The 24,691-nt window shown below is 51.9% G+C and carries 21 protein-coding genes; 13 read left to right on the top strand and 8 right to left on the bottom strand.

Translation table 11 applies throughout. The annotated features are described in order from the left end of the window. Positions 1 to 24: 24 nt before the first annotated feature. Positions 25 to 1,263, top strand: coding sequence for a dicarboxylate/amino acid:cation symporter (locus VIN76_RS09585; protein WP_332041619.1), 1,239 nt, complete (start codon positions 25 to 27; stop codon positions 1,261 to 1,263). A 48-nt stretch (positions 1,264 to 1,311) separates the two neighbouring features. Here the strand turns inward: VIN76_RS09585 and VIN76_RS09580 are convergent, their stop codons facing one another. Continuing rightward, complete coding sequence (locus VIN76_RS09580) at positions 1,312 to 2,187, bottom strand: alpha/beta hydrolase (protein WP_332041721.1); 876 nt, start codon at positions 2,185 to 2,187, stop codon at positions 1,312 to 1,314. Positions 2,188 to 2,260: 73 nt separating this feature from the next. Here VIN76_RS09580 and VIN76_RS09575 point away from each other — a divergent pair, with 73 nt between their 5' ends. After that, positions 2,261 to 2,404 (top strand): hypothetical protein, encoded by a 144-nt coding sequence (locus tag VIN76_RS09575; protein ID WP_332041728.1) that lies wholly within the window; start codon positions 2,261 to 2,263, stop codon positions 2,402 to 2,404. A gap of 225 nt (positions 2,405 to 2,629) precedes the next feature. Here VIN76_RS09575 and VIN76_RS09570 read toward each other — a convergent pair whose 3' ends face one another. Both VIN76_RS09570 and VIN76_RS09565 read right to left on the bottom strand, forming a co-directional pair. Beyond that, entirely contained in the window at positions 2,630 to 3,664 is a 1,035-nt protein-coding gene (locus VIN76_RS09570) for an aldo/keto reductase (protein ID WP_332041618.1), read from the bottom strand. 16 nt (positions 3,665 to 3,680) lie between these two features. After that, entirely contained in the window at positions 3,681 to 4,868 is a 1,188-nt protein-coding gene (locus VIN76_RS09565; protein ID WP_332041617.1) for an MFS transporter, read from the bottom strand. 146 nt (positions 4,869 to 5,014) lie between these two features. On the opposite strand from VIN76_RS09565, the gene VIN76_RS09560 reads away from it, so the two are divergent. The 10 genes from VIN76_RS09560 (at position 5,015) to VIN76_RS09515 (ending at position 14,576) form a co-directional block, all read left to right on the top strand. Beyond that, complete coding sequence (locus tag VIN76_RS09560; protein WP_332041616.1) at positions 5,015 to 5,875, top strand: LysR family transcriptional regulator; 861 nt, start codon at positions 5,015 to 5,017, stop codon at positions 5,873 to 5,875. A gap of 339 nt (positions 5,876 to 6,214) precedes the next feature. Further along, positions 6,215 to 7,375 carry a tyrosine-type recombinase/integrase gene (locus tag VIN76_RS09555; RefSeq protein WP_332041615.1) on the top strand — a complete coding sequence of 387 codons (1,161 nt, stop codon included), beginning with the start codon at positions 6,215 to 6,217 and terminating at the stop codon, positions 7,373 to 7,375. A 68-nt stretch (positions 7,376 to 7,443) separates the two neighbouring features. Further along, complete coding sequence (locus tag VIN76_RS09550; protein ID WP_332041614.1) at positions 7,444 to 7,920, top strand: hypothetical protein; 477 nt, start codon at positions 7,444 to 7,446, stop codon at positions 7,918 to 7,920. A 119-nt stretch (positions 7,921 to 8,039) separates the two neighbouring features. Continuing rightward, entirely contained in the window at positions 8,040 to 8,249 is a 210-nt protein-coding gene (locus VIN76_RS09545; protein ID WP_332041613.1) for a helix-turn-helix domain-containing protein, read from the top strand. Between the two features lie 132 nt (positions 8,250 to 8,381). Then, positions 8,382 to 8,510, top strand: a complete 129-nt coding sequence (locus tag VIN76_RS09540; protein ID WP_332041612.1) for a hypothetical protein — start codon at positions 8,382 to 8,384, stop codon at positions 8,508 to 8,510. Next, positions 8,507 to 9,064 carry a hypothetical protein gene (locus tag VIN76_RS09535; RefSeq protein WP_332041611.1) on the top strand — a complete coding sequence of 186 codons (558 nt, stop codon included), beginning with the start codon at positions 8,507 to 8,509 and terminating at the stop codon, positions 9,062 to 9,064. The genes VIN76_RS09540 and VIN76_RS09535 overlap by 4 nt, the downstream gene beginning before the upstream one ends. Beyond that, entirely contained in the window at positions 9,054 to 10,313 is a 1,260-nt protein-coding gene (locus VIN76_RS09530) for an AAA family ATPase (protein ID WP_332041610.1), read from the top strand. Before VIN76_RS09535 ends, VIN76_RS09530 begins: the two co-directional genes overlap by 11 nt. A 252-nt stretch (positions 10,314 to 10,565) precedes the next feature. Then, on the top strand, positions 10,566 to 12,443 hold the full coding sequence (locus VIN76_RS09525; RefSeq protein ID WP_332041609.1) for a ribonuclease H-like domain-containing protein: 1,878 nt from the start codon (positions 10,566 to 10,568) through the stop codon (positions 12,441 to 12,443). After that, positions 12,443 to 13,501: an adenylosuccinate synthetase gene (locus VIN76_RS09520; RefSeq protein ID WP_332041608.1), complete on the top strand. Its 1,059-nt coding sequence runs from the start codon at positions 12,443 to 12,445 to the stop codon at positions 13,499 to 13,501. The genes VIN76_RS09525 and VIN76_RS09520 overlap by 1 nt, the downstream gene beginning before the upstream one ends. Continuing rightward, positions 13,494 to 14,576, top strand: a complete 1,083-nt coding sequence (locus tag VIN76_RS09515) for a hypothetical protein (RefSeq protein ID WP_332041607.1) — start codon at positions 13,494 to 13,496, stop codon at positions 14,574 to 14,576. Before VIN76_RS09520 ends, VIN76_RS09515 begins: the two co-directional genes overlap by 8 nt. 472 nt (positions 14,577 to 15,048) lie before the next feature. On the opposite strand, the gene VIN76_RS09510 is transcribed toward VIN76_RS09515, so the two are convergent. From VIN76_RS09510 to VIN76_RS09490, 5 genes are all read right to left on the bottom strand, one after another. Continuing rightward, complete coding sequence (locus VIN76_RS09510; protein ID WP_332041606.1) at positions 15,049 to 18,282, bottom strand: type I restriction endonuclease subunit R; 3,234 nt, start codon at positions 18,280 to 18,282, stop codon at positions 15,049 to 15,051. Further along, positions 18,282 to 19,568, bottom strand: coding sequence for a restriction endonuclease subunit S (locus tag VIN76_RS09505; RefSeq protein ID WP_332041605.1), 1,287 nt, complete (start codon positions 19,566 to 19,568; stop codon positions 18,282 to 18,284). The genes VIN76_RS09510 and VIN76_RS09505 overlap by 1 nt, the downstream gene beginning before the upstream one ends. A 77-nt stretch (positions 19,569 to 19,645) precedes the next feature. Continuing rightward, on the bottom strand, positions 19,646 to 20,734 hold the full coding sequence (locus tag VIN76_RS09500) for a Fic family protein (RefSeq protein WP_332041604.1): 1,089 nt from the start codon (positions 20,732 to 20,734) through the stop codon (positions 19,646 to 19,648). Positions 20,735 to 20,846: 112 nt separating this feature from the next. Further along, positions 20,847 to 22,415: a class I SAM-dependent DNA methyltransferase gene (locus VIN76_RS09495; protein ID WP_332041603.1), complete on the bottom strand. Its 1,569-nt coding sequence runs from the start codon at positions 22,413 to 22,415 to the stop codon at positions 20,847 to 20,849. A gap of 250 nt (positions 22,416 to 22,665) precedes the next feature. Next, a complete protein-coding gene (locus VIN76_RS09490) occupies positions 22,666 to 23,049 on the bottom strand; it encodes a hypothetical protein (protein ID WP_332041602.1) in 384 nt (127 codons plus the stop codon). A gap of 68 nt (positions 23,050 to 23,117) precedes the next feature. Between VIN76_RS09490 and VIN76_RS09485 the strand changes: the two genes are divergently transcribed. Beyond that, the gene (locus VIN76_RS09485; protein ID WP_332041601.1) at positions 23,118 to 24,689 is read left to right on the top strand and encodes a recombinase family protein; all 1,572 of its coding nucleotides are present in this window, start codon (positions 23,118 to 23,120) and stop codon (positions 24,687 to 24,689) included. The last annotated feature ends 2 nt before the right edge of the window (positions 24,690 to 24,691 follow it).

The raw sequence follows: 24,691 nt of genomic DNA, 5'->3' as shown, positions 1-24,691 counted from the left end.
AAATTACGGGGACCATAATTTAATATGATAAAATACTGGTTTAAAACTCCTTTATGGCGACGGGTTGTATTTGCGTTGGTTTTGGGCGTTGTCGCTGGAGTGTTGATGGGCGATAACGCACAATCGATTAAGTGGATCGGTGACCTTTTCATACGTTCAATCAAGATGCTTGTGGTTCCCCTGATTTTTTTCTCTCTTGTTTCGGGCATCACGGCACTCGGCGATGTTGGAAAGCTAGGTTCAGTAGGGGGCCGCGCTATAGGCCTGTTTCTGCTTACTGCGACAATCTCTGTGTCACTAGGCATGACCCTCGCCTCACTTATAAAACCTGGCGTTGGATTGGCAATTAGCCTGCCTGAAGGGAGCGAAATACCTGCCCCACCTGACCAGTCAGTAATCGAGATGATTGTAAACCTTGTTCCAGAAAACCCGATAATGGCAATGGCGCAGGGTAGTATTCTTCCAGTCATCGTATTTGCAATTCTTTTTGGTATTTCAATCCTTGCGTCCGGCCGTGAAGGCACTCCGCTAGCAAAGGCTATGAATGCTGGTTCTGTTGTTATGCAGAGGATGACTATGATTGTGATGGAGCTGACACCTTTGGGTGTTTTTGCTCTGATCGCCTGGGTTTCAGGTACTTTCGGCTTCGAAGCGCTAATGCCATTGAGTAAATTAGTGCTGCTGAATTATCTTGGCTGCGGCATTATTATAGTGATTGTATATCCGCTAATCATTCATTTCATTGCCCGACTACCAGTGCTTGATTTTTATCGCGGTATTATTGATGCACAGGCCATCGCCTTTTCCACGGCGTCATCAAATGCAGCCTTACCTGTGACCTTGCGTTGCGTTGAACGAAACCTTGGTGTGTCAAACTCAATAGCCAGTTTTACCGTAGCTCTTGGGGCCACGATCAATATGAATGGCACCGCCATGTACTTGGGCGTAATTGCACTGTTCGGTGCTCAAGCCTATGGTATTGAACTGACGTGGATTTCTTACATTCTGATTGCTCTAACTTCCACACTGGGGGCAATCGGCGCAGCGGGAGTGCCAGGATCAGGGCTGGTGATGATGAGCCTTGTACTTTCGTCAATCGGCGTCCCGCTTGAGACAATAGCTTTTGTGGCAGGGATCAATCATCTTCTTGACATGATGCGCACCATGACCAACGTCACAGGCGACGCCACTGTGGCGGTTGCCGTTGGCCGCATGGTCGGAGAAGTCGATGTGGAAGAATACCGATCAGCAGATGATATCTAGCGCGCCCATCTCGGCCGCAGCAACCGCCTTTCCTTTCCCGCATGGGTTTCAATTTTGTGCTTCGGGATCGACTTGTGTGAACAAGAGGACGGCCTCGATAAAATCCTGACGCTTATCTACAAGCAGGTGGACGTAGTGGGATGCATCTGGAAGCTCGACACTCCGGATCGACGATGCTCGCTCCAGATGCGCGGCTAACGCTATCACATCCTGTGGCCGGGACCAGAAATCATTTTGGGAACGCAAGATGAGCACATGAGACGTAATGCTCCCCGCATCGAACAGAGGCCTTCCATTGACGAGCTTCAAGGTGTCGGCCAGTGGTCCCGAGGGAAAACGAAAACAGGCGGGTTCGTGTTCAGTGGCTCGTTCGTCACCTTCCATCGCCAGCTCAACATATCGATCCAGAAAAATTTGGTCGTCCACTTCCTCGGCAAGTCTTCCGATAACCTGTGCCGCAGTCGAGCACCGGAACGCAGGATAGTCTTCCCGATCTAACTTGGACGGATCCTGTCGACTTGCAATTGACTGGAACGTCCAGCCGCCAGGATCGCCACCATAGGCTCCCTGATAATAAATCAGGTGGCTTATCGTCTCGGGATAAAGAGAAGCATAGTGGCCAAGCCACTGGCTACCCGTCGCCCAACCCATAGCCGCAAGTCGCAAGTCGTTCGGGTGGCGCTCTCGGATATCACTGACCACTGCTGTGATATCGCGAACAACCTCGTGAGATTTGACCGCTACCGGTCCGTCTTCGGCTCCATCATCCATCTCGGGTGTAAAGTCTGACCTCCCGAACCCTCTGGCATCCATCAAGTAGACAGTGTGACCTGCCCTTGCGAGGAGTTCCGCTGTTGAGACGGCTGGTTTATCAACATCCCAGGAAGCCAATACACCAGGTCGGCCACCGTTAATGAGTAGCAAGGGACCCCGGTCCGCAGGTGGATTCGCGTAAGTAATCTGTCGAACAAAGATATTGTAGCCGTCGGCAGTTCTAATGAAAAAATCTTCTCGCTCGGCGCTTTCCGATGCAAAAGCCGCGCTGGAGAAGAATGCGCCCAGAAACAGTATCGAGCAGATCAACTGGCTCATACTTCTCGTCACCCGGTCTCTAAAGCTCTGCATTCCAGAAGTGCTCTGACAGTCTCCATTGATTTTTGTCATTTTTACCTCCGACTAGGATAGTTTTCAAGTGTACACATGTCGTCGTTCATTCAGTGCGTCCCGTCCTCAAGCCCGGAACAGAGGCGAAGCTCTTTCACAAGTGAACCTTCGGCAACCCTTGTTTCAATTAGTTTCATTGGCTTCCCGTACACCACAATATGCAGCGGAATCAGGAAGCTAGCATAAAAGCAGCAGAGCTTATTCAAATCATCGGCGGATCGAGACGCGCGAACCCTTCTTGTCGCCGGTAGGGAAAATGCGGGTATGGTGCGTTCGTCGCGCTTGCCGCATCGAGTTGTGCGATCTGATCGCCGGTCAACGCCCAGCCGACGGCGCCCAGATTGTCGCGGAGCTGTGTTTCGTTGCGCGCGCCGATGATGACTGACGAGACCGTGGGCCGTTGCAGCAACCAGTTGAGCGCGACTTGAGGCACCGTCTTGCCGGCTTCCTCCGCGACCTGATCGAGGGCATCGACAACCGTGTAGAGATAGTCGTCGTCGACCGGCGGCCCGAAGTTTGCGGTTTCGTGCAGACGGCTGCCTTCGGGGATCGGACTATCCCGGCGGATAAGTCCAGTAAGGCGCCCCCAACCGAGCGGGCTCCAAATCATGGCGCCAAGGCCTTGGTCCGCTCCAAGCGGCATCAGATCCCATTCGTAATCCCTGCCGACGAGCGAATAATAGACCTGGTTGGCGACATAGCGCGGCCAGCCGTATTTCTCCGCCACGGCGAGCGATTTCATGATCTGCCAGCCGGCGAAATTGGACACGCCAACATAGCGGACCTTTCCGTCGCGTACGAGCTGGTCGAGCGTCGAAAGCACCTCCTCGACAGGGGTGAAGGCGTCAAAGGCGTGTAATTGGAGAATGTCGATATAGTCCGTGCCAAGACGCTTGAGCGCGGATTCCACGCCACCAATCAACCGTGCCCTGGATGAACCAGCCTCATTCGGTCCTTCTCCCACAGGCAGGCTCATCTTGGTCGAGAGTAAAAGTGTGTCACGGCGGCCCTTAATAGCCTCACCAAGCACTTCTTCCGAAGCGCCGTCGGAATAATTGTCGGCGGTGTCGAAAAGATTGATACCGGCCTCCAGGCAAATGTCGACGAGACGACGCGCCTCCGTGACGTCGGATGTGCCCCAATGACTGAAGAGAGGCCCCGATCCGCCGAACGTACCCGCGCCAAAGCTCAATACGGGAACCCTGAGTCCGGATTTTCCAAGATAACGATATTCCATGGCGGCGATTTCCTTTCTAGTGAATTGCTTGTCGGGAGGGGTGGGAGCAAAGATCGCTCCTCCGCTCGAGCGCGAATGCGGTGAGTGCGACCAGAATGGCGAATGCGGGGAACACGGCTGCGACGAGGGGCAGGGCTTCAAGCCCCGGCCCTTGCGCGATCACGATGCCGCCCGCCCAAGCACCCAGTGCATTGCCGAGATTGAAGGCCGCGATGTTGAGGCTAGAGGCTAGACTTTCACCGGCGTCGATTACCTGTGACATAACCCAGGACTGGAGGGGCGGGACCGTCGCAAATCCCGTTGCGCCTAGCAGGCCCGTCAGAACGACAGCAGCAATCCGGTTCTGGAACCCGATCGTCATGATCACCAGCATCATTGCGAGCGCCGCCATGCTGCCAATGAGCGCCATCTTCAACCGAATGTCGGCGAGCTTGCCGCCCAGGAGATTTCCCGAGACCAATCCGCCGCCAAAGACCAGCAAGATCGGCGACACGGCGCTGTCAGCAAACGCGCTGACCTGCGTGAGCATGGGTGCGATATAAGTGAACAGGGCAAAGACACCCGCAAAACCAAGGATCGTGGTCAGAAAGCCGAGCAGGACAGGCGTGCGTGACACGGCCTTAAGGTCTGCCTTCCAGCCTGATTGGGTTAGCGGCGAACGATCTGACGGGACGAGTAGGATAAGAGTGACGAGCGCGGCAACTCCGATCGCCGTAACCGCCCAAAACGTCATGCGCCAACCAAATTGCTGCCCGAGCCATGTGCCCGCAGGCACGCCGAGAATGGTCGCCAGTGTCAGGCCGGTGAACATGATGGCTATGGCGGAAGCCCGTCTGTCCCTGCCGACGAGATCGGCGGCGAAGACCGAGCCGACACCGAAATAGGTGCCGTGCGTCAGCGCCGTCAGCACGCGCGCCGCCATGAGCAGACCATAGGTTGGAGCAAGCGCGCATGCCGCATTGCCGACGATGAAGATCATCATGAGGCCGGTCAGTAAATGCTTTCGGTTCCAGTTCGCGGTGAAGACTGTCAGCACTGGCGCTCCGACCACGACTCCCAACGCATAACCGGAAATGAGCATGCCGGCCGCTGGGACCGAGACTTCCAGATCATAGCTGACCTCCAAAAGAAGGCCCATGATAACAAATTCGGTGACGCCGATGCCAAAGGCACCGGCCGCCAGCGCATAAAGTGCAACGGGCATGACAAGTCGGGTCCATCAAGATTTCGATGGACAGAACCTAAGTCATGATCTTATCATGAATTATACGTCCAGTTAGAATATAATAAGTGAATTGAATTCATATGTTGCGTGTTAGCGTAAATCGTAGCGGTGAGATGGAGGTCTTCGTGAAGGTCGTCGAATCGGGCGGGTTCTCCCATGCGGCGCGGCAACCGGGGATGTCGCAATCGGCGGTCAGCAAGCTAATCTCCCGGCTGGAGACGCGGCTCGGAGCGCGGTTGTTCAATCGCTCGACGCGCAGTCTGGTCCTGACGGCCGAGGGCTGCGCTTTCTACGAACGTGCGGTTACGGTCTTGTCGGACATTGATGAGGCCGAGCGGCAGGTCGGTCGCGGCGAGCAGCCTATCGGACGCATCCGTCTGAACACGAGCGCGTCCTACGCGACGCACATCCTGGAGCCGCTCCTGCCTGCGTTTTGCTCGCAATATCCGGAGATCATGCTCGACATCGTATTGACTGACGCCCTGATCGATCTTCTGGCGGAGCGGACCGATGTTGTCGTCCGGGCCGGGCCGCTCAAGGATTCGAGCCTTATTGCGCGCAAGCTCGGCGAGACGCCGATGCTGATCGTCGCATCTCCTGACTATCTTCAACAAGTCGGAGAGCCCGCGAGCGTTATAGACTTCGACCAGCATAAGAGGATCGGGTTCGGTTATCCGCGCCAGATCGAAGGTTGGCGCTTTATTTCTGATGGCGAACCCGTTCACGCCAACCCAGCCATTGGCGTTCAAGCCAGTGACGGAGAGGCCATCCGCCGACTGACACTCAAAGGCCTTGGTCTTGCGCGCCTCGCAGCGTTCACTGTTCGAGACGACATCGCGGCCGGACGACTGAAGGTCGTGCTGGAAGATCACTATGCCGAGGATAGCGAAGCTTTCCACGCCGTCTATACCGGTCAGGGCGGCCCCTTACCCGCACGCGTAAGAGCTCTGCTGAACTTCCTGGCCGAGCACGGCACGGTGAAATGAGGCGTCTCCAGTTATAGTATTTGCTTGGCCATTTTGAACAACAAAACAGTCTAGATTTGGCGAGTAGACAGCCGCAAAAGCTAATTCCAAAATAGAGCTAGAAAGGTGCCCCGTTTCCATACGCATAGCGTTCGCTGAGTCTAAGCCATTGAAAAACTGGTGCACCCGACAGGATTCGAACCTGTGACCTCTGCCTTCGGAGGGCAGAGATGCACGGTATTGCTGGACAGGAATGGATGTTAAGTAGCTGAATAATAGTATTTACTATCTGTCCTTGTCCATTTATGTCCAGTATTGTATTCCATACGCATTACATACTTTCTATTAGGGTGGTTTGAGATGGCGTTGGATTTAAGCAGGGTGGGCGAACGGGAGCGACTGAAAGCACGTCGCGAACCGTATTGGCAGCGATTACGAGCTGGCTGCTTTCTCGGCTTCCGACCATCTAAGCGTGGCGGCAAGGGCAGCTGGATTGCCCGCATCTATGATGATGACACTGGAAAATATCAGGTAAAATCACTCGGGGACTTTGGAACATTTGCTGGAAATGCGATGTTCGCAGTAGCCAAAAAGAAAGCCGAGACGCTTGCCGATCTTGTGGAAACAGGGGGGGAAATACGTGTAAAGGTGGAAACGGTAGCAGATGCTTGCCGTGAGTATGCAGCAGATAGGCCCGAGGCTGAGAAACGATTTCAGCGTTACGTTTATGGCGAACCAGTCGCGAAGATAAAACTCGAAAAATTACGCCGTCGTCACTTGGTCGAATGGAGGAAGAGGCTTGAAGAAAGACCATCGCTTGTGAGCCGTAGTCGAGACGGTGATGCTCACTTTCGCAAGCGCGCTCCATCAACTGTCAACCGAGATATGGCTGTTTTTCGTGCGGCGCTGGCCAGGATAAAGTCGCCAGGTGCTCCAAACACTGAAGCAGCATGGCAGGAAGCTTTAAAGTCCATCCCGAACGCGAACGGTCAGCGGACGCTATACCTTGATAGGGCGCAGCGTAAACTGATGTTGAAATTTGTCGCAGCGGATGCGGAACCATTTGTGCGAGCCCTGTGTCTTTTGCCACTGCGTCCAGGTGCATTAGCAGGCCTCAAAGTAGCTGACTTTGAAAGATGGACTTCAGAATTGACAATCGGACAAGATAAAAACGGTAAACCACGACGTATTCAATTGCCAGACGAAGCTGCTAAATTGCTTGCGGATCAGACCGAAAACAAACTTCCTACTGCGCCACTATTCATGCGTTCCAATGGCAAACCGTGGAACAAGGATAGCTGGAAACACCCTATCGCCGCTGGCGTCCTAGAGGCTGGCTTGCCAAAAAATGCCACTGCCTACACGTTCCGTCACAGCACAATTACCGACTTAGTTACAGCGGGCCTTCCCTTGCTCACCATCGCGCAAATCTCTGGCACTAGTGTTGAAATGATCGAAAGGCACTACGGCCATCTTGCAAGCGATGCGGCGGTTAAAGCGCTTAGCGAACTTGAGTTGTGAGCGTTGTGCATCAAGCAGTTAGGCAGATAGTCATCTGTTGATCAGAAAATTAAAGAGAGGGTGATATCATGCTAAAAAAAATAGGGTATAAAAATATATCCGATAAGAAAAACCCTCATGCTGCAATGGCCTTATTGGCTATGCAAGATGGGGATTTAGAGTTGATGGGGAATTATCTTAAAAATTGTAACGGAACTGTGCATCCATGGGTTACATCTAGCCTAGCGAAGCTAATTCTTGGCTCCGGATATCCCTCAAATTACCGACTTAAATTAGTAAGAAATCCTTCACTGGCTAAGAGACAGCGAGGATGGGAAGATTTTGTTTCAGAAGAACGACTAAATAGGAATATCGCTTTATTCATGGCTGAGAAAGGGATGGACCAACGAGGCCAACAGGCGAATGTGATACATCAAACCAGCGAGGTTTATAATTATAAAGAACGCAAATTGCGGGCTATCTGGAAAAAGCATGGAAAAATAGCAGTGATCAGACGCGACGCTCATAAACACGCACGTGAGAACAGAAAGGCCGTCACATTGTAATCTGCACCTTTAAGGTGCCTTAGGATGCAGAGAACATCCATTGCACTTTGCGCTAGTCACGAACAATATCCTCCACCAACGTCCAGCAAATTGCTGCCGATGTTCAGTGGAGAATAAAAATGAACCTATCAGCCATTGACCAACCAATGCCTCTTATTTCGGTAGGAATCAGCGATGCTGCTAAGATGACGGGTTTGTCTCGCTCGCGCATCTATGAATTGATGAATGAAGGTAAATTGCGTTCGGTTCATGTTGGTCGTCGTCGGCTTATTCCGGTCTCGAGTCTCCGCGAACTCATCGGCGAGCCAGTTCCAGCAGTTTTCGCGTAGAAGCGGACTACCGCTATGCAAAGAATCTCGGAGATCATCAAAGCTATGTCCCAAGCGGGAGCACCGTTAGGCGGCCGGAGGATCATTTTGGCTGAGAACCTCAACAAACTCATTTCAGGCCAGGAATGAGTCATGGCGAGACCCCCTGATAAACAAATAAAAACCCCTGCAATGGCGGCAACCAATGCAGGGGTGAATATCAAGAGCTTCGCGGCAAATGACGATTTCAAAGCTACCCTAACAGGGGAGCTGATGCAATGAAAACTGCCGACCTGACTCGCGAAATTGAACTTGCTGTGGACGCAGTTCGCGAACCTCACCTGAAGCGGATGATGACTTTAGGTGTATCCCGCTCAACTGTTGCACGTTTGGGAGCCGTGCAACCTCCTTTTGGGGTTATGAATTGTGAAGATATCGGTGGCGGTATTTTCCAGACAGAAGGCGATACGCCCTATATCGCCCAGCCTGTTTATGAAGACGGCATCCTGATCGACATTGTCGCTTGGCGCACAACTGAGCCGCGTAGATGGCTATGTCGGACCGGTTCTGCTTGGGCGATAAATCCTGATATAGTTGTGGAAAATAGCTGGGGGAATGAACCGCTTACTATTGATGCCACACCCCTTGATTGGCTGCGCAATGGAGCAGTTGGGCTTTGCATATTGGACTGGGACGCTCCCGAAATTCGCCAGCTATTGCGCACACCTTCAATCGTTACTGACAAAAATATCGTGAACCAATTGCGTTCCACGCTGCTCAAACCTCCTTATTGCCCCGACATTCGAACAAGGGACGCTCAGAAAAATGCCGCGTGATTTGAATGCTGCTAGTGCAGACGTGGCAGTGGATCTATTCGGTTATTTCGACTGCGAACTATCCCCTCTGAGCGATCATCCCAGCCCGCAAGAGGTCGAACAAAGAACAGGAATCAAGGCAACTCCATACCATTGGCCCGCCCCCCAAACCATTGAGCCCAGGGATTGGATTTTTGGGCGTTGGATATTGCGTGGAGAGCTTACGACAGTTATTTCACCCGGTGGCGTAGGCAAGTCAGGCCTATTGACTGCATCTGCACTGTCGCTGGCTTCTGGCATCAATATTATCGGCATTGCACCATACAGTGGCCCCCAAACCGTTTGGTTGTGGAATCTGGAAGATGACCGGATTGAGCTTAATCGCCAAGTCGCCGCCAACAGCATTGCTCACTCGATCAGTCCTGAAGGCTGTGCAGACCGTCTCTATGTCGATAGTGGGATTGATCAGAGGCTTTGCATGGCAATCGAAGGGCCCGAAGGCTTCATGATCGTCGAGCCGGTTTTCGATGCCCTGCTTGAGGAACTCAAAGCACGCAAAATCGACGTTCTAATTATTGATCCGTTCGTGTCCAGCCATCAAATATCGGAAAACGACAATGGGAAAATCGACGCCATAGCAAAGAGCTGGAAGCGGCTTGCACAGGCAGCTGGATGTGCTGTGGTTCTCGCTCATCACAGCAGAAAGTCCAATGGGCAGGAAACTACTGTTGAAGATAGTCGTGGAGCATCTTCTCTTGGCGATGCCGCCCGCGTTTCTCTTGTGCTGAACCGATTGAATAAGACCGAAGCCCAGGCATTTGGCGTTACCGATGATAGCGAGCGTAGTGTAATATTTCGAGTGAATCACGGTAAATCTAGCCGTTCGCCACCCGAGAATGCTTCATGGTTTCAAATGCAATCCACCAATCTCGGGAACAGTCGACCGGACAAGCCAGCGGATGAAGTTGGAGTTGTTATGCTCTGGAAACCGCCAGATCTACTCGATGGCGTGACAAACGGGCACCTTAAGCAGGTTCAAAGATTGGTCGACAAAGGTGACTATCGTGAGAGTCAGCAATCTCCAGATTGGATTGGGAATGCGGTTGCTGAGGTTTTGGGCTGGGATATGGAAGCCCCTAATCAGAAGGCAAAGATCCGTTCGATACTCAAAATTTGGATAGAAAACAGAAAATTTAAGGTCGAGAAACGCCAAGATAAAACCAGAAAAATGAAGTCATTTATGGTGGTCGATGAATGGTCAGTATCATGATTTGCGCCACTGAATATTAGGTGCCGCAAACTAGCTGGAGCAAGTGCCGCAAATTCACTGCTCCACCACCACCCCCTTTATAGGGGGAATGGTGGTGGTGGAGCTTAAAGCCGGTGGTAGTGTAATGATTGAGTATCTCGACACATCAGACCACGCTCTTCCTAGATAGGGAAATGGTAGCGTTGTTACTTGAGTCTGTGTATTCGCTATCCGTGACTATACATCATACGCTGGTTGTGATTAAAGCCAGCCATGGGATTGAAAACCGCCATAAAAAAGCTAAAGCCCATACCCAAGGATTTGCGGGAAAAACTGGCATTATGTAGTGAAAAGCCAGAGCGTATTCTTTTTTTGGACATCGAGACCACCGGTCTGAGCCATTTTTACGATGAAATTACCGTCATTGGTTGGTCCTATGGCGGACGTTCCGGCACGTTTGTTAAGGGCCAAAATCCTAACGTATTTCTCGAAATCGCTAAAGAAGCTGTAGCAATGGTTACATTCAATGGCATCCGGTTCGATCAACGATTCTTGAAGCAAGAATTTCCCGCTATTAGCCTTCCGGACGTGCACATAGATCTGATGTATCTGTGCAGACGTGTAGGACTTACGGGAGGGCAAAAGGCCATTGAGACTGAGCTGGGTATTAACTTTCGCGATGATCTGAAAGGTGTTGACGGTTTTGCAGCCGTTCTTTTGTGGCACCGCTATCTGAGAGGGGATTTGAAAGCACTTAGAAGGCTGATAGCATATAATCGTGCGGACATTGCAGCAATGGGAAGTCTGTTTGACGTAGCGTTGATGCGTCTCGATTATCAACCGGATCTTATTGGTGGCTCGATAAACTTTGAAAGCTGGTCTGCACCGTCCGACCGGCTTGTGTTACCTAAAGGCTTGAAAAAGGCCTCTCCCGATCTTGTTCGGGCACCAACATTTCGACAACTTTTTGGGGGTTTGAAAGCAGAAAGCGCAAAAATTGTGGGCATTGATCTCACAGGATCCGAAGCTAGGCCGACCGGTTGGTGTTCTCTCGACGGCAATCGGGCTCAAACTTGCACTATTTCAACAGACGATGAAATCATGTCCAAGACAATCTCTGAGAAACCGGACATGGTTTCAATTGATTCCCCGCTTTGCCTGCCTTTTGGCCGACAAACGGTTTTTGACGATGACCCGACCCGAGACGAGTTCGGCATTATGCGGCAGTGCGAACGCGAGCTGAAACGGCGTGGAGTAAATGTTTATCCCAGTCTCCTTCCCAGTATGCAGAGACTGACCGCGAGAGGTATAAAGTTGGCGGGTGCTTTTAGGGAATTAGGGATACCTGTAATCGAAAGTTATCCTGGCGCAGCCCAAGACATCATGCGTATCCCTCGGAAAGGGGCGGGAGAGGAATGGTTAAAGCTTGGCTTGAGTGATTTTGGCGTCACCGGTGCATATCGGAAAACTAAAGTCACACATGATGAACTCGATGCGATCACATCAGCTCTCGTCGGAACCTTTCATTTTGCAGAATTATCAGAAGAACTGGGCACGAAAGAGGAGCCGCCCCTCGTGATTCCTCGATTGCAAGTCACTTCTAGACCACTGGTTATCGGTGTGAGCGGCCCTATCGCGGCTGGGAAAACTACTGTCGCGGATATATTGAACGAGAAAGGCTTCGCTTACACGAGATTTAGCTTGGTTATCGATGACATTCTCAAAGAAAGAGGTCTGCCCCTGGATCGAGTGCATCGGCAGAAAATTGGCAACGAGTTGAATCTACAAGGCAGGCAGAGAGAACTTGCAGAACGAACAATCGCGAGAGTATCAGATTCCAATAAAATCGTAGTGGATGGATTGCGGTTTCCTGAAGATCACGCCTTCTTGGTTGAAAAATTTGGTTATAGTTTTTATCATATTTTTGTCGAAGCAGATGATAAGGATCGAAGCCAAAGATATATTGATCGTTCGAATTTGGCCACAAAAGAAGCTAAATCGGATTTTGAGAAAGCTTCAGCTTCGAATGTGGAGCGCATGATTCCGGCGATGAAGGGGCAGGCACACCAGATTTTCCTTAACAAAATGCCTGAAACGGATATTACGATAAACATATTACGAGTATTAGCTGAGATAGAAGGGGAGAATTGATGCCTGTTTCAATTGTTGTGGGCGGTCAATTTGGTTCAGAGGGCAAAGGGAAAGTTGCGCTGGAGCTGGTGAGGACGGCGAAAAAGACCGAAACTCAGGACGTTGCAGTTGTTCGCGTCGGCGGACCAAATTCTGGGCACACCGGCTATAATCGATCGAAAAAGAAATTCGCGCTTAGACAGCTTCCAGCAGGATGTATCGACAGAAATGTTGATGTAGTGTTCCCGGCGGGCTCATACATTGATGTAGATGTTCTGTTGGCTGAGATTTACCAACTTGATTACCCACGCGAGCGGATTTTTATCAGCCCATATGCCAACGTGATCACACCAGAACAGAAAGAATGGGAAAGAAAATCTAACCTCGGTTCCTCGATCGGTTCTACCGGCAGCGGGGTAGGTGCGGCTGTGATGGCTTCAGTGGCGCGGAATGCCGAAAACTTTGCCCTTCACAAGCACTCTGCAGAGGATTGTGAGCCATTGGCTGAGTTTATCCGTGACACATCACAATTGATGCGGGGGTGGCTTTCCGAAGACTATAGAATAATTATCGAGGGCTCCCAAGGTTTCGGCCTCTCGCTCTTGGATGGCGGATATTGGCCAAAAGCCACTGCTCGCGGAACCACGGCAGCATCGGCTTTGGCTGAAGCGGGTCTGAGCCCCAGAGATGTAGACAATGTTACCTTGGTTTTAAGATCGTTCCCAATTCGCGTGGCAGGAGACTCGGGGCCACTTCCCCATGAGACCACGTGGGATGAAATCGCCGAAGCCGCTAGTTTGGGCCGCAATATTCAAGAATTTACTACGGTGACCAAAAAACTAAGGCGTGTGGCTGCATTTGATGCGGAATTGGTGCGGCGTGCAGTTGCAGTAAACAATCCCTCGCATATTGTTATGAATCATCTTGATTATGTTGGCACCCAATCGGATTTGGACATCGGAAGTAGCAGATTAAGCAGGTTTGTGCGTGAAGTAGAATTACTCATTGACCGCAAAATCGACCATTTCGGGTTTTCGGAGTTCAACATCCAAGAAGTGAATAGGGTTTCAATTGAGTGAAGCGTCAGAAAAATGCTTGCTTGGAAAAGAGCAAGCCAAGGACTTGGCGGAGCCTTATAAGCCGAGCAACAGCCAAAAAGAACAACCTTCAGAAATTGGGGGAATTGCTAATTCTCTTTTGTGCGCAGAAGATATTGTAAAAGTTGTGATGGAAACGGGCTTGATTGCTCCGTTTTTTGTAGGAGGCGGGCGAAACTCACGAATAAAAAGTGCTGCTTACGAGGGGCGCATCGGCGACAAGGCTTATATTTATAATGAACAGAATGAGCTGGAGCGGATCTTTGATCGCGAGGTTAACGACTATTTAAAAGTTCCTCGAAATCAAATCGTATTCGTTGAGTGCGATTTGGAGTTTAGATTGCCCCAATTTATTGCTCTTCGTTTTAACCTCCAGATTCAACACGTGCATCGTGGGCTTCTGCTTGGCACCGGGCCATTGATCGATCCGGGATTTTGGGGAAAACTTTGTATTCCATTGCACAATTTAACCGACGAGGACTATTTTATTCCTAAAGATAATGGTTTGATTTGGTTGGAGTTTACCAAGACGACCAGCTCCCCAGCAGGAATTGAGCACCCAGTTGGGCGTCCGCCTTTGGGAGGCGGGTTCATGGACGACATTGAAGACTTTTTACATAAAGCATCTCGACAATTCGGAGTTAAAGGAGTGCCGATCAGAAGCGCTCTACCTACCATGTTCAATAAGTCTGAGAAAGCGGCCGCTAAGGCCGAAAGATCAGCCACTAGTATGCGAAACATCGGGTTTGTAGCAGGAGGTGCTGCAATAATCGGCCTCATTGGACTAATAATCGGTATCGTCGGACTTTGGTATTCTTACTATTCGGATATGAGTAAGCAATTTGAAATTGTTCGTCCGAAAATTGAAAGCTTGGAAACAGAGATTAAAGATCACGTAACAAGTATCGAAAAATTTGGACAAGAGGACTCGGAAGTTTCTTCACTAATTCCTGATTTAGCAAATAGATTGGAGCAACAATCAAAGCAGAACGAAAGGCTTCAGAATACCGTTGATCGATTGGAGAAAGAAATAAAATTGCTCAAAGAAGAACGATAGCAACGGTGGATATCAATCCATAGAGTTGTTCACTCTCTCGCGATACAAAGTTGTGAAAATCCCATGTTCGAAAAAACCTTCAAAAATATCGACAATGTCCTCTGGAAAGAGGCAGGTTACACCAAACAAATCAGCTGGATGCCGTTCCTCAAATATCCCAACGAGATCGAATAAGACCTCAAGATTGATGCGGAGCTGCTCAACAAGCCCTATATTACCAGAACCAGTCGAGACGATATGCGGACCGGATTGTGCTGTCGTCTGGCGAAGGTGTCATTGCCGAACACAAGCGCCGCTTCACCCGCAACGTCAGCTACTTTGAGCTATGGCATCTGACTGGGGGCTCGGTCATCCGAAACGTGGGTCAAAATTAAGCGCTCATTGACACTGAAACGCTTGGTTAATTCCCCTTACCAGCTCCGAACCCGTGGGTTTGCTTTTCAAGAAAAGACTCAAAAAACCCAATACCCGTTTACCAACTAGACGCCATCAATTCGGCTTGCTCTATAACTGTCTGGACAGCCTCGTCCTGTAAATCTGGTGGATAGCCATATTTGCGAAGGATGCGCTTTACAAGCACCCGCATTCGGGCGCGGGCGGATTCGCGGTGGGCCCAGTCCACGCTGGCATTTGACTTGAGACTATTGACCAATTCCGCGGCAATTACCTTCAAGCTGTCATTGCCCATCACATCGATGGCGCTCTCATTATCCGCTAACGCATCATAAAAGGCCACTTCATCCTCGCTAAGGCCTTCGGCCTCACCGCGCGCTTGCTGTTCGCGTATATCTTTTGCCAGGTCGATCAGGGCTTGCAGAACTTCAACGGTGCTAATCGCGTTGGTGTGATAGCGGGCGATGGCTTCGTTGAGCCGCTCCGAATATTTGCGGCTTTCGACAACATGGCTCTGCGAGCGGGAGCGTATCTTGTCCGCCAGCAGCTTTTTAAGCGCCTCCAACGCCAGATTCGGGCGCTCGGACGTTTTCATTTCAGCTAGAAATTCATCGGACAGGATAGAAATATCCGGCGTCTGCATCCCGGCAGCGGCCAGTATATCAACTATTTCGGTGGACACCACGGACTGGTCGATGATCTGCTGAACCGCAAAATCGCGTTCTTTTGCCGTCTTTCCGGCCCCGCTGCTTTTCACCAGCGCGGCGCGGATCGTCTGAAGGAATGCGACATTGTCCCGGATCGCTTTCGCCTCGTCGCTGGCAGCAGCCAGTGCGAAAGCCTTGCTGAGCGCAAGAACCGCGTCCTGATAGCGGCGGTGCGCGGCCTTTTTTGCTTCGTCCGTTTTTTCTTTCTGCGCGGCCTCATGCTGCATAGCAAGCACCCATTCAAGCGCCTCGGCGAGGCACTTTAAGCGCTGGGCAGGTGTGCCGTCTATACCGGGTTGCATGTCAAAACCATGGAACATAGCCGCAACAATTTCATAGCGTTCAAGCAACACTTTAACTGCCTGCCGCTCATCAATACCGGTCTGCTGCTGGTCGGAGGGAGAATATTGCCCCAGAGCATTTTTCAGCTTTTCCGCGATCCCGATATAATCGACAATCAACCCGGCTTCCTTATCACGGAACACGCGGTTGACGCGGGCGATGGCCTGCATCAGTCCGTGCCCGCGCATCGGTTTGTCGATATACATTGTGTGCATTGATGGCGCGTCAAAGCCGGTCAGCCACATATCCCGCACGATTACGAGCTTGAGTGGATCATCGGCTTTTTTCGCGCGCTTCGCTAACAAGTCACGCCGTGCTTTACCGCCAATATGCGGCTGCCATTCCTGTGGATCGGAGGCGCTGCCGGTCATCACAATTTTAACCGCGCCTTCCTTGTCTTCATCGCTGTGCCAGTCGGGACGGAGCGCGACAATCTCGTCATAGAGCGCCACACAGATGCGGCGGCTCATGCACACTATCATTGCTTTGCCTTCCATGGCCGCAAGCCGGTTTTCGAAATGTTCGACCAGATCGGCAGCAATCATTTGCAAGCGCGCCTTTGAACCGACAAGGCGCTCGACGGCGGCCCAGCGCGCCTTTAGCTTTTCCTGCGCCCCTAGCTCTTCATCTTCGGTCAGCTCGTCGATTTCTTCGTCAACTAGCGCCTGCGCTTCCTCCGGTAATTCGATCCGGGCCAGGCGGCTTTCGTAGAAGATCGGGACAGTCGCGCCATCCTCGACCGCGCGGGAGATGTCATAGACATCGACATAATCCCCGAACACGGCGGGAGTATTGACGTCACCCGTTTCAATCGGCGTTCCGGTAAAGCCGATAAAGGACGCATTGGGCAGTGCATCGCGCAGATATTTGGCGTGACCATAGGCCCGCGCGCCCGTTTTCCGGTCAATCCGCGCCTTGAAGCCATATTGCGATCTATGTGCTTCATCGGCCATAACGATAATGTTCTGCCGCTCGCTAATCGCGGGGAGGTCTTCGCCATCATTGCCGGAAAATTTCTGGATGGTTGTAAAGATCACCCCGCCCGATGCACGGTCGAGCAACGCGCGCAGATCATCGCGGCTCTCGGCCTGAACCGGCGTCTGGCGGATAAGATCGCTGCACATCGCGAACGTGCCGAACAACTGGTCATCCAGATCATTGCGGTCGGTGATGACAAGGATGGTGGGATTCTCCAATTCGGGAAGGCGCACCAGCAGCCCGGCATAAAAGGCCATAAGCAGGCTTTTGCCCGACCCTTGCGTATGCCAGATAACGCCGATGCGCTTGTCGCCCGGTTTGTGATCCTCCGCCGACGGCAGGCCATAGTCGAGCGGATTTTCCCTCAAGCTGCCATCGGCCCCTGCATTATTGGCGGCAATATCAGGTAAAGCCCGCAATGTGGCGGCAATGGCGTGCCGTGCTGCGAAATATTGATGATACCCCGCAACGATTTTTATAATACCGCCGCCGCTATCACCAAACACGGTAAAATCGCGCAGCAAGGTCAGCAGCCGTTGCCGGTCAAACAGCCCCTTTAACAGCACTTCAAGCTGGGGGTCTGTTTTGGGCGCAATGACTTCCCCGTCAACTGAGCGCCACGGCATGAAGCGTTCTTCATCCGCCGTTAGCGAACCGACCCGCGCCTTGATACCGTCAGAGGTAACCAGCAGCGCATTTGCGCGGAACAATGCGGGGATCTGGCTTTTATACGTCTGGAGCTGGCTGTAGGCACCGTCCAGCGTCGCATTCTCGTCGCCGGGATTCTTTAACTCTATCACGGCGAGCGGCAGGCCATTGACGAACAGCACCACATCGGGCCGCCGGTTATGTGTGCCCTCGATCACCGTGAACTGGTTGATCGCCAGCCAGTCATTCCGGTCCCAATCATTCCGGTCAAAGCCGGAGCCATCAAAATCGATCAGCTTCACACGGTCGCCGCGTATCGTGCCATCTTCGGCATGATATTCCACCGGCACGCCTTCTATAATCAGCCGGTGCAATCGCCGGTTTTCCTCAATCAGCGAGGGGGTCTGGCTGGCCAGCACCTGCCGGATCGCATCGTCCCGCACGTCGGACGGGATATGGCCGTTGAGCCGCTCCACCGCTGCCTGAAGCCGGGCAGTCAGGATGACATCGCCATTTGATCCGCGTTCGGGCGCGCTGCCATCTGGCGAGGCGTTAACGCCATAAGCCACCTGCCAGCCAAGTTCAGAGAGCCATTCCAGCGCCGCTTCCTCGACATGGGATTCGGTGAATTTAGCCATCAGAACACAGCCTCTATTTCGCGAGCCGCTTGCGCCACACGGATTTCGCCGGACATAAGTTTGGGCAGCAGCAGGTCGCGGGTTTGGGCGAGGGTGCGGGATTGATATCTGTTAGCCAAAATTTGTGACAGCATCGGTGCAACCAAATTTTCAAATGCTCCGAACAATTGTGGAGCCCCTGAAAGAGCGGCCATCTTGATTAAGGCTCCAGGTAAAATTCGCTGGTGACTCTTCGACGTGCCAGTAACCATACCAGCCAAAGTCTGACGAAACGTGGTTTCATTGAACAGCGAATAGACTAAGGCCGTGCCTACACCTTGCTTCGGCACAAAGGCTAGAAATTCAGTCGAAGCGACTTGGGTGCGCCCTGTCGGACGGTCAGGTATCCATACGCGCGGTGTTTCCGGATTCAGTTTTGAAAGCAAGATTGCGCCTTCAGGCACAAGCGTTTTGTTGCTTTTGATAGTAGCCCCAAAATCTAATGCTGGCTCCTCACGTGTATCATATGCTGGCAAACTATAATGTTCAAAAATCACATCTGGTTCATTCGCCGGATTGACCGAACCTTTTCGATAGTCTGCAAGCTCTTCAACGCGATAATCCGACCACCCTTCCGGCTTGCCATCATCGTCGAGGGTCGAGGGGAAGAGGGACCAGATTTCATCAGAAAGATACGGAGCTTGGATGGCGGCTCCTGCGTCTCCCGTGTCTGCTTGCTTGGTGTTGGCGGTTATCCGGTTGGCCATTTTTGCCTTTACGGGGCCGAAATCGACAAACCAGTCCCGAAACAACGCCCGCGCCTGTGCCTCCAGCGTCTCGTTCATCCGCCGGTTGAGTTCGATCTTGTCATCAAGCGCGGAGAGGACGGAAGCTACGCGATCTTGCAGCGAAAGTTCGGGCAATGGAACGGGGAGTCGTTTCAAAATGCCAGTATTTAGATTCGGCATAGTTGCGCCAACAGCATTCTGATTCAGCCAAGTTTTAGAGGCTACAGTATTGATGCTGTAACCCATGAAGTATGGATTAGCCCTCGTGATATTAGGGCGAGCAAGCAAGCACCCTGTCCCACATAGCCATCCCTCTTCACGGGCCGTAATCACTGCACATTTGTCAACTTCACCGCGCCGCGAGAAGACTATATCGCCGATTCTCACCCGATGCTTCAAAAGACGATTTGCATTTTCCTCGCTAATATAAGCGATACCATCTTGGACAATCCGACCATCACGAATGTTGGTTGGCATAATGACAGGGATACCTGTCGGAATGTAGTCCGCTTTGTGCAATTGGCTTCCGAAAGGGCCTGTTTGAATCTTGCCTCCGCCATCACATGCATAAGCAAGGCTAGATATTGGCCACACCATCAAACCGCCCCTTCCACAAACAACGCTACAAGCCGCTGGTTAATATAATAATTATTCCGCCCGATACGGTGCTTGTTGAGCAGACCACCTTGCGCCAGTTCGTCGAGATATTTGGTCGCGGTGGGGCGCGATACGCCCAGTTCATCCTGCACATAATCAATCCGCGTATAGGGATGGCGGAACAGGTTGTTGAGCAAGTCCTGCGAATAGATTTTGCTGTGGTCGTCCCTGATCCGCTGTTTATATTCCGCCATCAGCACGCGGATTTGCTCGATCAGCATGAGCGTGACCTGTGCGGTTTCGGCTATGCCTTGCAGCATATAGAGCAGCCATGGCTCCCAGTTTCCGGTATCGCGCACCGATTGTAGCAGCCGGTAATAATCGCCTTTTTGCGCGGTGATGAACCGGCTGAGATAGAGTATCGGAATATCAAGTAGGCTAGTGCGCGTAAGATAGAGCACATTGATAATCCGCCCCAAACGGCCATTACCATCGGGGAACGGGTGGATGCTTTCAAATTGATGGTGAATGATCGCCATCTTCACCAGCGGATCAAGCTCGCTGCGCCCGTCTTCGTTGATAAAACTTTCCAGCGCGGCCATATACGCCTTCACATCTTCGCCGTCCTGCGGCGGGATATAGATACGCTCCCCGGTTTGTTCATTGAGCAGCGCGGTGCCGGGGGTGCTGCGAAAACCGCCCTCGGTGCGTTTGAGCGCCTGAAACATCGCAATAATCATATTGTTCGTAAGCAGACCGCCAAGCCGCTGCTGCTCCATAAAGCCGTGACGCAACGCATCACGGTAGCGCGCGACCTCTTTTGCGGCGGGGGATGCGGGATTTTCGGGAAAGGCGTTGGCCTGAAACAACTCGTCCTGCGTGGTGACGATATTCTCGATCTCGCTGCTCGCCTTGGCCTCTTGCAGCGCCAGCGTGTCGATCAATATGCCCTGATTGGGGATGGAAGCGGCGCGGCCCTTCAACTCCGCGAGATGCCGGTGCGCCTTGGCCAAGGCCCGCAGAACAGCAGGCGTTTCTTCCAGACCCGGCGGGGGCAAATCAGGAATGGCATAGGCCGGCTTCAGCATGGAGTCCCCCCTCGTGAAACTTTATGCCGGTTATTTTGCATATCACTTGCTATGTGTAAAGAAAAATGGATTTCCTTTACACATCTTGGCGACACGTAAAAGTTTTGGCATTTCATGATGGCGTGATGACGCTGGCCAGTTTTTCGCGGATGAGTGCGGTTAGACGGTCGCTTTCCGAGAACTGCTCCTCCAGTGTGGCTTGCAGGTCCGCGAAGCGTTCAGGGAACGGCACGCCGTCATCCCCCACCGCTTCCGCGCCAACATAGCGGCCGGGGGTGAGGACGAATCCATGCTGCTCGATCAAATCATGGCTGGCGGAGCAGGCAAAGCCGGGCACATCCTCATATCCCTCTCCCTCACGCCATGCGTGATAGGTTCCGGCGATCTTGCTAATGTCTTCATAGCTAAATTCCCGGCGGGTGCGGTCAACCATGTGGCCCAGCTTGCGCGCATCAATGAACAGGATTTCGCCGCGCCGGTCACGCAGCTTTTTGTCGCGGGCGACACCGTTGGATTTATCCTTGGCGAGGAACCAGAGGCAGACGGGAATCTGGGTCGAATAGAAAAGCTGCCCCGGCATCGCGATCATGCAGTCGATCACATTGCCCTCGATCATCGCACGGCGGATCTCATCCTCTCCATTCTGGGTAGAGGACATCGACCCATTGGCGAGCACAACGCCCGCCGTGCCGGTGGGGGCCAGATGGTGCAGGATATGTTGGAGCCAGCCAAAGTTGGCATTGCCGGATGGCGGCGTGCCAAATTTCCAGCGGACATCCTCGCGCAGCCGGTCACCGCCCCAGTCCGAAATATTGAATGGCGGGTTGGCCAGAACATAATCGGCGCGCAGGTCCGGGAGTTCGTCCTTGTGGAAGCTGCCTTCACTGTTCCATTTAATGTCGGCATCAATACCGCGCACCGCAAGGTTCATCATGCACAAGCGCCATGTGGTGTGATTTGATTCCTGCCCATAGATGGCAATGTCTCCAATGCGTCCACCATGGCTTTCCACGAACTTTTCCGATTGCACAAACATGCCGCCCGATCCGCAGCAAGGATCGTAAACGCGGCCTTTATAAGGGTCCAGCATTTCAACCATAGTGCGCACGACCGAACGCGGGGTGTAAAACTCGCCGCCGCGCTTACCCTCGCTGCCAGCGAACTCGCCAAGGAAATATTCGTAGACACGGCCCAAGATATCGCGGCTTTGGCCATCATCTTCCTTAAAACCGATGCCGGAAATAAGGTCGATCAGTTCCCCCAGCATAACAGCGTTTAGACTGGGCCTTGCATATTCTTTGGGCAGGACGCCTTTGAGCGTGGGATTGACCTTCTCGATCTCAAGCATGGCTTCATCGATGACCTTGCCAATGTTCGGCTGTTTGGCATTCGCCTGAAGATGTGACCAGCGCGCACCCTGCGGAACCCAGAAGACATTGTCTGCGCGGTATTCATCTGCATCTTCCGCGCCCTCGGGATAGTCGGCGAGCAATTCTGCCCGTTTGGCCTCGAACCCTTCGGAAATATGTTTCAGGAATATCAGGCCGAGCGCGACATGTTTATAATCCGAAGGCTCCATATTCCCGCGCAGCTTGTCAGCCGCCTTAAACAGCTCCGCCTCGAAACCGAGATCACCGCCTTTGCTATTACCAGCTTTTGCTTTAGCAGGTTTACGCGCCATAAATCATGTAGCCTTTCGCGTTGATGCAGCGACCGCGCCGATATTCTTGAAGGTTTGCTTAAACATATTGGGTGTGTAACCAGAGAAACGAATATCGCCAAGCGGCAATACCAAGTTATGCAGCAGGGTCGCTCTCGTTTCACTGATCGAGCTATCCGGCCAGCTAAGCGTCAAGTATCATTGAAGAGTCCTATGTGGACTCATTCAACAGGCTTGCAAGGCCGTAAAACCGCAGGCCCTAGTAAACGTTCTAATCGTGCTGGTTCGGCCCTGCCTGGCCATCACCAATAATAGAATTAACCACGTCAATGGTATCAGAAAGTATGTCATGAAGAGCTTGAAGGTTGACATTGAGCGTGCTGACCGGTCGGCCTGACATTAAAACAATCGCCTTAAATACTAAATCAGATTGTCTCGCCAACGCCATTAGGTGCGCTCCTGTTGGGCCATTTATGCCAGCCATCCAGTTCCGGGCGCTGCGATTACTTGCGCCTGTCCATTTCGCAATAGTCTTTTCAGCATGTCGTGACATCCCAAATTCAGCCTGCAATGCCACTGCAATCGCTGTCGAAAATTCTGATTCAGAAATGCGGTCAGTCAAAAATGGAAAATCTTTGCCTGTCTTAGGAAACATCTTTCCGCTCCTTTTCATGTAAGGCCCAGAATTGCAGCCCAAAATAGATAAAGATAAACGACGGCATAATGGTGATAAATTGGAACAAAGAATCTAATGATTCAAAAAATGCTCATCAGCTAACAAAGGCGGCTGAGTATGTCCGCATGTCTACTGAACACCAAAAATATTCTACCGATAATCAATCAGCGGAAATCAGGCGCTATGCGGAGCGTAAGGGTTTTGAGATTGTGCAAACCTATGCGGATGCTGGGAAAAGTGGTTTGCGTCTGGATGGCCGCGCAGCGTTGAAACGGTTGCTCAATGACATTGACAATGAGAAGGCAGATTTCGAAGCGGTCCTAGTTTATGATGTAAGCCGTTGGGGACGCTTTCAGGATCCCGATGAAGCCGCGCATTACGAACTGCATTGCAAACGTGCCGGGATTCATATTCATTATTGTGCTGAACAATTTGAAAATGATGGCTCGGTTGGGTCGTCAATAATAAAGACTGTAAAGCGCGCCATGGCCGGTGAATATAGCCGAGAACTGTCTGTTAAAGTATTCGCCGGTCAATCCCGACTAATCGGGCTAGGATACCGCCAGGGAGGCGCGCCGGGTTTTGGGCTCCGACGAATGCTGATAGATGAGTCTGGCGATCACAAAGGCACGTTGGAAAGGGGACAGCATAAGAGTATCGCCACTGATCGTGTGATATTAGTGCCCGGACCAGAGCAAGAAGTCGAAACGGTGAAAGACATTTATCGATGGTTTCTGAAAGACGAACATTCCGAAGTCCAAATAGCCAAAACACTCAATGACCGTGGTATACGGACCGACCTTGGTCGGGCATGGACGCGCGGCACGATACATCAAATCTTGATTAACGATAAATATGCCGGGAATAACGTGTGGGGGCGCACTTCGTTCAAACTCAAAGGCGAACGTATTCGCAATGATCCGGATGAATGGATCAGGTCGGACGGAGCATTCGACGCGATAATAGATACTGAAACATTTCAAGCCGTCCAGACGGTTATTGATACACGCTCCCAGCGACTCACTGATGAAGAAATGTTGTCAATTTTGGGAAGAATCCTACGAGAGCACGGCCAGCTATCGGGAATTATTATTGATGAAGAATATGAAGCTCCCTCTAGCAGCACCTTTCGATCCCGATTTGGCAGTTTGCTCCGAGCATACTCTTTGGTGGGATACAGGCCTGAGCATGATTATAGATACATAGAGATCAATCGTGCCCTGCGTCGCCTCCATCCAAAGGTTATCCTCGATCTGATTTCCGGCATTCACAACTCCGGCGGCTGGGCCAACCAAAATCCCGATAACGATTTACTGCATGTAAGCGGAGAGATTTGGGTCGCAGTTGTAATTGCGCGTTGCAAGCTGACCAACGCCGGTTCACGGCGATGGAAAATCCGACTCGATAACATCCTGAATCCTGATCTCACTATCTGTATCCGTATGGATGATGAAAACCGGTCGCCACATGATTATTATCTACTACCCCATTTGGATATGCGCCAAGCGGTATATCGTCTGGCGGAGCATAATGGCCTGTCACTCGATGCGTATCGGTTCAATTCGCTCGACAGCTTTTATGAATTAACGGCACGATCCAATCTGCGAGGAGCTGCATAACT

The organism is Parasphingorhabdus sp., from assembly GCF_036568145.1.
GTDB lineage: Bacteria > Pseudomonadota > Alphaproteobacteria > Sphingomonadales > Sphingomonadaceae > Parasphingorhabdus.
Note: the sequence above shows the minus strand (reverse complement) of the source record. Positions and strands in the feature narration are given on the sequence as shown.

What these genes read in the sequence shown, in the direction of transcription:
- VIN76_RS09510 (WP_332041606.1), bottom strand. Translation starts at nt 18,282, where the DNA reads ATGGCTAAATTCACCGAATCCCATGTCGAGGAAGCGGCGCTGGAATGG.
- VIN76_RS09530 (WP_332041610.1), top strand. Translation starts at nt 9,054, where the DNA reads ATGCCGCGTGATTTGAATGCTGCTAGTGCAGACGTGGCAGTGGATCTA.
- VIN76_RS09500 (WP_332041604.1), bottom strand. Translation starts at nt 20,734, where the DNA reads ATGCTGAAGCCGGCCTATGCCATTCCTGATTTGCCCCCGCCGGGTCTG.
- VIN76_RS09535 (WP_332041611.1), top strand. Translation starts at nt 8,507, where the DNA reads ATGAAAACTGCCGACCTGACTCGCGAAATTGAACTTGCTGTGGACGCA.
- VIN76_RS09545 (WP_332041613.1), top strand. Translation starts at nt 8,040, where the DNA reads ATGAACCTATCAGCCATTGACCAACCAATGCCTCTTATTTCGGTAGGA.
- VIN76_RS09585 (WP_332041619.1), top strand. Translation starts at nt 25, where the DNA reads ATGATAAAATACTGGTTTAAAACTCCTTTATGGCGACGGGTTGTATTT.
- VIN76_RS09540 (WP_332041612.1), top strand. Translation starts at nt 8,382, where the DNA reads ATGGCGAGACCCCCTGATAAACAAATAAAAACCCCTGCAATGGCGGCA.
- VIN76_RS09525 (WP_332041609.1), top strand. Translation starts at nt 10,566, where the DNA reads ATGGGATTGAAAACCGCCATAAAAAAGCTAAAGCCCATACCCAAGGAT.
- VIN76_RS09495 (WP_332041603.1), bottom strand. Translation starts at nt 22,415, where the DNA reads ATGGCGCGTAAACCTGCTAAAGCAAAAGCTGGTAATAGCAAAGGCGGT.
- VIN76_RS09485 (WP_332041601.1), top strand. Translation starts at nt 23,118, where the DNA reads ATGGTGATAAATTGGAACAAAGAATCTAATGATTCAAAAAATGCTCAT.
- VIN76_RS09555 (WP_332041615.1), top strand. Translation starts at nt 6,215, where the DNA reads ATGGCGTTGGATTTAAGCAGGGTGGGCGAACGGGAGCGACTGAAAGCA.
- VIN76_RS09570 (WP_332041618.1), bottom strand. Translation starts at nt 3,664, where the DNA reads ATGGAATATCGTTATCTTGGAAAATCCGGACTCAGGGTTCCCGTATTG.
- VIN76_RS09490 (WP_332041602.1), bottom strand. Translation starts at nt 23,049, where the DNA reads ATGTTTCCTAAGACAGGCAAAGATTTTCCATTTTTGACTGACCGCATT.
- VIN76_RS09550 (WP_332041614.1), top strand. Translation starts at nt 7,444, where the DNA reads ATGCTAAAAAAAATAGGGTATAAAAATATATCCGATAAGAAAAACCCT.
- VIN76_RS09520 (WP_332041608.1), top strand. Translation starts at nt 12,443, where the DNA reads ATGCCTGTTTCAATTGTTGTGGGCGGTCAATTTGGTTCAGAGGGCAAA.
- VIN76_RS09575 (WP_332041728.1), top strand. Translation starts at nt 2,261, where the DNA reads ATGAAAAAATCTTCTCGCTCGGCGCTTTCCGATGCAAAAGCCGCGCTG.
- VIN76_RS09565 (WP_332041617.1), bottom strand. Translation starts at nt 4,868, where the DNA reads ATGCCCGTTGCACTTTATGCGCTGGCGGCCGGTGCCTTTGGCATCGGC.